This window comes from Streptomyces sp. NPDC002537 (assembly GCF_053594975.1).
Genome location: NZ_JBSFWT010000026.1, coordinates 76,324 through 82,797 on the forward strand (window position 1 = coordinate 76,324; position 6,474 = coordinate 82,797).

7 protein-coding genes are annotated in these 6,474 nt (G+C 72.4%); 4 read left to right on the forward strand and 3 right to left on the reverse strand.

What is annotated here, in order from left to right:
• Positions 1-723, forward strand: a complete 723-nt coding sequence (locus tag ACWD4A_RS14865; RefSeq protein ID WP_451193787.1) for an NUDIX hydrolase — start codon at positions 1-3, stop codon at positions 721-723.
• Positions 724-877: 154 nt separating this feature from the next.
• On the opposite strand, the gene exaC is transcribed toward ACWD4A_RS14865, so the two are convergent.
• Both exaC and ACWD4A_RS14875 read right to left on the reverse strand, forming a co-directional pair.
• Positions 878-2,401, reverse strand: coding sequence for an acetaldehyde dehydrogenase ExaC (gene exaC, locus ACWD4A_RS14870; RefSeq protein WP_451193789.1), 1,524 nt, complete (start codon positions 2,399-2,401; stop codon positions 878-880).
• A gap of 74 nt (positions 2,402-2,475) precedes the next feature.
• Positions 2,476-3,753, reverse strand: coding sequence for a GAF domain-containing protein (locus ACWD4A_RS14875; protein WP_451193791.1), 1,278 nt, complete (start codon positions 3,751-3,753; stop codon positions 2,476-2,478).
• Positions 3,754-3,898: 145 nt separating this feature from the next.
• Between ACWD4A_RS14875 and ACWD4A_RS14880 the strand changes: the two genes are divergently transcribed.
• A complete protein-coding gene (locus ACWD4A_RS14880) occupies positions 3,899-4,207 on the forward strand; it encodes a holin (protein WP_451193794.1) in 309 nt (102 codons plus the stop codon).
• A gap of 276 nt (positions 4,208-4,483) precedes the next feature.
• The gene (locus tag ACWD4A_RS14885) at positions 4,484-5,236 is read left to right on the forward strand and encodes a hypothetical protein (RefSeq protein ID WP_451193796.1); all 753 of its coding nucleotides are present in this window, start codon (positions 4,484-4,486) and stop codon (positions 5,234-5,236) included.
• 164 nt (positions 5,237-5,400) lie between these two features.
• On the opposite strand, the gene ACWD4A_RS14890 is transcribed toward ACWD4A_RS14885, so the two are convergent.
• Positions 5,401-5,577 (reverse strand): zf-HC2 domain-containing protein, encoded by a 177-nt coding sequence (locus tag ACWD4A_RS14890; protein WP_451193799.1) that lies wholly within the window; start codon positions 5,575-5,577, stop codon positions 5,401-5,403.
• Positions 5,578-5,647: 70 nt separating this feature from the next.
• Here ACWD4A_RS14890 and ACWD4A_RS14895 point away from each other — a divergent pair, with 70 nt between their 5' ends.
• On the forward strand, positions 5,648-6,256 hold the full coding sequence (locus tag ACWD4A_RS14895; protein WP_451193800.1) for a sigma-70 family RNA polymerase sigma factor: 609 nt from the start codon (positions 5,648-5,650) through the stop codon (positions 6,254-6,256).
• Positions 6,257-6,474 lie beyond the last annotated feature (218 nt).

Sequence of the window (6,474 nt, forward strand, 5' to 3'; positions counted from 1 at the left end):
GTGGATGACTGGCTGAAAGACTCTGTGGAGGTCGAGGCGTCGTGGGTGACCGTGGACCTGGCGATCTTCACCATCAGAGACGATCAGTTGATGGTGCTCCTGATCGAGCGCGGGCTGGAGCCTTTCCTCGGTCGGCCCGCGCTGCCCGGCGGCTACGTCCAGAAAAACGAGACCTTGCGCGACGGGGCGCTGCGTGAGCTCTGGGAAGAGGCCGGGATCGACGGCGGACGGCTGCACCTGGAGCAGTTCGGTGCCTATGGAGACCCTCGGCGCGACCCGCGGGGAAGGGTGGTCACGATCGCCTATCTCGCACTGGGGCCGGATCTTCCCGCTCCGGTGGGCGGTACCGACGCCAGGCGCGCCTACTGGGCTCCTGTCTCACAACTGACGGATGGAGCAGAGGAATTGGCGTTCGATCACCTGGCCATCCTCTCGGATGCCCTGGAGGAGATTCGCAGGAAGATCGAGTACACCGCCGTCGCCACAGCCTTCTGCGAGGAGTCGTTCACCCTGAGCGAGCTGCGCACGGTCTACGAAGTGATCTGGGGGGAGGATCTGGACCCGAGCAACTTCCGCCGCAAAGTGCTCAACACCTTCGGCTTCGTGCAGCCCACGGGGGAGCGGCGGCTGCCCCCCACCGGGCGTCCGGCCGGCCTCTACCGTCGGGGGAGCACATGGCTGCTCAGCCCGCCTCTGCTGCGCGGCGCCGGGCGCGCCGTGTAGCCCGCTTCGGCCGACCCGCACGCGAAAAAGAGGTCCATGCGGGAGTGGGGCCGCGCCAGCCAGGGTCCGGCACCTGCCGGGTAAGCCGGGATCTTGGTCCATCGGAAGGCGCCTGACGGGCAAAAGGCCAGGTCAGGCGCCTTCTCTTTGATTGTTAGAAGAACCCCAGCTTCTTCGGCGAGTAGCTCACCAGCAGATTCTTCGTCTGCTGATAGTGATCCAGCATCATCTTGTGCGTCTCCCTCCCGATGCCCGACTGCTTGTAGCCGCCGAAGGCCGCGTGGGCCGGGTAGGCGTGGTAGCAGTTGGTCCAGACGCGGCCTGCCTGGATGGTGCGGCCCGCGCGGTAGGCGGTGGTGCCGTTGCGGGTCCAGACGCCCGCGCCCAGGCCGTAGAGGGTGTCGTTGGCGAGCGTCATCGCGTTGTCGAAGTCGGTGAAGGAGGTCACCGCCACGACCGGGCCGAAGATCTCCTCCTGGAAGACGCGCATGCGGTTGTCGCCCTCGAGGATGGTGGGGCGGACGTAGTAGCCGCCCTCGAGTTCGCCGCCGAGTTCGGCGCGGGTGCCGCCGGTGCGGATGCGGGCGCCTTCCTGGCGGCCGATGTCCAGGTAGGAGAGGATCTTCTCCAGCTGGTCGTTGGACGCCTGGGCGCCGATCATGGTGGTGGTGTCGAGGGGGTGGCCCTGGACGATGTGTTCGGTGCGGGCGGTGGCCGCTTCCAGGAAGGCCGCGTAGTGGCCCTGTTGGAGCAGGGCGCGGGACGGGCAGGTGCAGACCTCGCCCTGGTTGAGGGCGAACATCGTGAAGCCCTCCAGCGCCTTGTCGAGGAAGTCGTCGTCGGCGGCGGAGACGTCGTCGAAGAAGATGTTCGGGCTCTTCCCGCCGAGTTCCAGGGTCACGGGCTTCAGGTTCTCGGAGGCGTACTGCATGATCAGGCGGCCGGTCGTGGTCTCGCCGGTGAAGGCGATCTTGGCGACCCGGGGGCTGGAGGCCAGCGGCTTGCCCGCTTCCACGCCGAAGCCGTTGACGATGTTGACGACACCCGGCGGCAGCAGGTCGGCGACCAGGTCCAGCCATACGTGGATGGACGCCGGGGTCTGTTCCGCGGGCTTGAGCACGACGGCGTTGCCCGCCGCGAGCGCCGGGGCGAGCTTCCATGTGGCCATGAGGATGGGGAAGTTCCAGGGGATGATCTGGGCGACCACGCCGAGGGGTTCGTGGAAGTGGTACGCGACGGTGTCCTCGTCGATCTCGGAGAGGCTGCCCTCCTGGGCCCGGAGCGCGCCCGCGAAGTAGCGGAAGTGGTCGATGGCGAGCGGGATGTCGGCGGCCAGGGTCTCGCGGACCGGCTTGCCGTTCTCCCACGACTCGGCGACCGCGAGCGCCTCCAGGTTCTGCTCCATGCGGTCGGCGATGCGGTTGAGGACGGCCGCGCGGTCGGCCGGCGCGGTGCGGCCCCACGCCGGGGCGGCCGCGTGGGCGGCGTCCAGGGCGCGTTCGACGTCCTCCGCGGTGCCGCGGGCGATCTCGGTGAACGGCTGCCCGTTCACCGGGGTCGGGTTCTCGAAGTACTGGCCCTGCTTCGGCGGCACGTACTCGCCGCCTATCCAGTGGTCGTACCGGGGCCGGTACGAGACGAGCGCGTCGGGGGAGCCGGGGCTGGCGTAACGGGGCATGGGGCGGCCTTCCTTGACGGAGTGTCATGACGGGCGCGTCGTGGCGGTGTGCCGGCGTTCGGCGCGGCCCGACGCTAGCCCCGTACGGGTTGCGCGAACGTTGCGAACGGTGCGTACGCCTCCCGCAGCCGCCGTGCCTCCACCGCCACCGACGGCCGCTGCGGCGCGCTCATCGGCAGTGCGGCCAGCAGCCGTTCCCACACCTCCAGATCGTCCTCGCCCCACGGGCTGTCGGCCCACAGCTGGAGCGCCACCGGGTCACCGCCGGCCAGTACGGCTTTGCGCAGCCGGGTCTCCAGGAGCCGCCGCATCCGGCACACACCGGGCGCCTCGGAGAACGGCAGCAGAGGGCCGTCGTACGCGCGGAGGGCCGCCTGGAGGCCGCCCTCCGCGAGTGTCCGCTCCAGACAGCCGAAGTCGGTGGCGACGGTGCCGCACAGCCGGTACGGGCGTGACGCGAGCAGCGGGCCCACCAGGCGGCGCAGCCGCGACAGTTCGGCCCGCAGGGTCACGGGGGGCACCGGGCGTTCGCCGTACAGTGCCGCCGCGAGCCGCTCGCCCGTCAGCCCGTCGGGGTGGTCGGCCAGCAGGGTGAGGATCTCGCTGTGCCGTCGGCTCAGACGTAACCGCCGCCCGCCTGCGACCAGCAGCGCCTCGTCCCTGCCGAGCGCCGACAGGACGCACCCGGGCGCCGGGCCCGACGGCGGGAGCTGCGCCTCGGCGGCCCGCGCCGTCGCCTGGACCAGCGCCAGGCTCTGCGGCGCCGCGAGCTGGTCGCCGCCGGTGATGTCCACCGCGCCCAGCAGCCGACCGGTGCGCGGGTCGTGCACGGGGGCGGCGGCGCAGGTCCACGGCTGGACGAGGCGGTTGTAGTGCTCGGTGGCGAAGATCTGTACGGCGTGGTCGAGGGCCAGGGCGGTGCCGGGGGCGTTGGTGCCCGCGTGGCGTTCGTCCCAGCGGGCGCCCGGGACGAAGTTCATGCGCTCGGCGCGTCTGCGTACGCCGGCGTGGCCCTCCACCCACAGCAGGCGGCCCGTCGCGTCGCACAGCGCGAAGAGGTGCGCGCCGTCGGAGGCGATGGAGCCGAGGAGTTCGCGGAAGAGGGGGAGCGCGGCGGCGAGGGGGTGCGCGCGGCGGTAGGCCTCCAGGTCGCCGTCGGCGATCTCGACCGGCGGGAGCACGTCGGGGGAGGAGAGCCCGGCCGCCGAGCGGCGCCAGGAGTCGGTGACGACGGCGCGTACGCGCGGCCCGGGCGGGGTGCCGTCGAGGAAGGCGGTGTGTGCGGTGCGGATGGTGCGGCGGCGCCGGGCGGGGTCGTCGCCGTGCGGCATCGCGAGCCATGGATTGGTCATGGGGGTCCTCCTGGCCGGAACGCGCGCCCGGACGTGAGTCCGTGCGCGAGTCCGGACGTGAGCCTTCAAGCCTTGCGGTGCGGGCCGTGTGGCCACCACGCTGCCTCTACCCATTAGTCACGAACGGAAGAGACACGAACAGGCCATGAACGCACAGTCCAAAAAACTCCTCGTCGACATCGCCGAGCGGACGCTCGCCGCCTACGTCACCACGTTCATCGGCCTGATCATCGCCGACGGCTTCGACCTCACGAGCGTCTCCGCGCTCAAGGCCGCCGCCATCGCCTCCCTGCCCGCCGCGCTCTCCGTGATCAAGGGGGCGATAGGCAGCCGCTTCGGCGACTCGGGCAGCGCCGCGTGGCTGCCGGGTGGTCAGGGCGGCCAGGGCGGCCGGACCGGTCAAGGCGGTCAGGGTGGTCGTGCGGACGGCGGGCAGCGGCCGAGCGGAGGCTGACGGTTCACACGGGGTGTGCGCGGCGCACCCGCGCACACCCCTCGCACACGCTTCCCGGCCCCGGCCGCCGCACGGTTGACTCGGCTGTGCGAGTCCCGATTTGGAGCGATGGGACCCCCGGGCCGTCGGCCCTTCCCCCGAGTCGACGGCCCGACGCCCCGTACCGCCGGGCGGACGGTACGGGGCGGACCCATGCGCCCGAGCGGGGGGGCATCCGGGTCTCAGGGCGCCCCCCGCCTTCGCGCCGCGCGACGCGGGTGCAACGATGTGCAGGTCATGAGAGCAGGGCAGCCGGACCAGGGACCGCGGGCGCTGCGAGCCGCCGTGTTCGCAGTGGTCTGTGTGCTGCTCGCTGCCCTGGGACACGCGGTCATGTCCGGAACGACCGTTCCCTGGTGGGCGGTCGCCGTCGCACTGGCCGGTACGGGCAGCGGCGCGTGGTTCCTCGCGGGGCGCGAACGCGGCCCGCTGCTGATCACCTTCGCCACCGTCGGCGCGCAGACAGGGCTGCACAACTTCTTCGCGCTCGCGCAGAAGGTCGTGGTCAACGCGGCTCGTGAGGCCGCGGCCGCACGAGCCGGCCTGCTATCGGACATGCCGGGAATGTCCGGCATGGAGATGGGTGGCCATGCGATGCCGGGCCACTCGATGCCGTCCATGCCGTCCATGCCGTCCATGGACCACGGCATGGGCGATATGGGGAGCATGGACGCCATGTCCGGGCACTCGATGGCCATGCACGCCGGTCACGGCGCCCTCGGCATGTGGTCCGCGCACGTCCTCGTCGCGGTCGTCTGCGGCATCTGGCTCTCCGGCGGCGAACAGGCCGCCTTCCGGCTCGCCCGGACCCTGCACACCCGGCTCTTCGCACCGCTGCTCGTCCTCTTCCAGGACGTGCCGACGCGCCCCGGGCCGCCGCGCATCCGCGCCGACCGCACGCGCGCCGCGCACCGGCTGCGGCAGCTGCTCTACGCCCATGTCCTCGCCACACGTGGTCCACCGGCCCGCGTCGCCGTCGCCTTCGGCTGACGGCGACCCATCGCGCCGAACCACGTCACCGGGCCGTCCCGCACTCCAGGGCGCCCGGATTCCAGGAAGGACACAGGGCGATGACCCCTGCCCGCACATGGGACGTGCCGCGCACGCACGTCCCGCCCACCGTCGGCACACGCCGTACGGCCGTCCGTAGCGCGTCAGATCCCGTACGCGTCGTCCAGGCCCGCCGCGAGCAGCTTCAGCCGGCGAGCCCGCTCACCCCAGTGCCGGCACTCGGCACACTCCCGCAGATGCGCGTCGAGCGCCGTTCCGGAGATCTCCGGCGGCAACTCCTCGCCGTCGACGCGGGCGGACAGGGCGGTACGGAACTTCACGCAGTGCACCCCGCCATCGTCCCCGGCGCCGCCGGGGCCCCGCGCACCACCCCCCGCGCGGGGGGCCGCAGTGCGTGACGACGAAGCGGTGACCACGTGGGCGCTCGCGGCACGCGGCGGCGACGCCGATGCCGTGGAGCGGTTCATCCGCGCCACCCAGAACGACGTACGGCGGTACGTGGCGCGGCTCAGCAACGACCCGCAGGGCGCGGACGACCTCGTACAGGAGACGTACCTGCGGGCCCTGCGCTCGCTGCCGCGCTTCGAGGGGCGCTCGTCGGCCCGCACCTGGCTGCTGACCATCGCCCGGCGCACGGTCGTGGACCGGCTCCGCTTCAACGCGGCCCGGCCCCGGCTGTCCGACACGGACGACTGGCAGTCGGCCGCCGAGCGGACCCAGTCCGCCGAACTGCCCGGCTTCGACGAGGGCGTCGCCCTCTCGCAGCTCCTCGACCGCCTGCCGTACGAGCGGCGCGAGGCGTTCGTCCTGACCCAGCTGCTGGGTCTGCCGTACGCGGAGGCCGCGGTCGTCGCGGGGTGCCCGGTCGGCACGGTGCGCTCGCGCGTGGCGCGGGCGCGCGAGGCGTTGATCTTCCAGCTGGAGACGGCTGAGCGGGACGCCGCGCGTGCGTACGTGCCGGCGCCTGTGCCGGTACCGACGCTGGCCGGGGCCGCCTGAGCGCTCCGCTGGGGGCGCGGCGTAGACGCAGATCCGCCCAGGAGCTCGGCTGGAGCTGCCCGTCCGGCGGCTGCGGGTTGTCGGTGGCTGGTCGCGCAGTTCCCCGCGCCCCTTACGGGCGCGGGCCGGCGGCGCGGCCGCGCCCGCCCAAACCCGGTATCTGGGCGTCTTCCCGCGCGAGGCGCAGGAGCGGCAGGGCGGCTACAACGAGGAGTTCA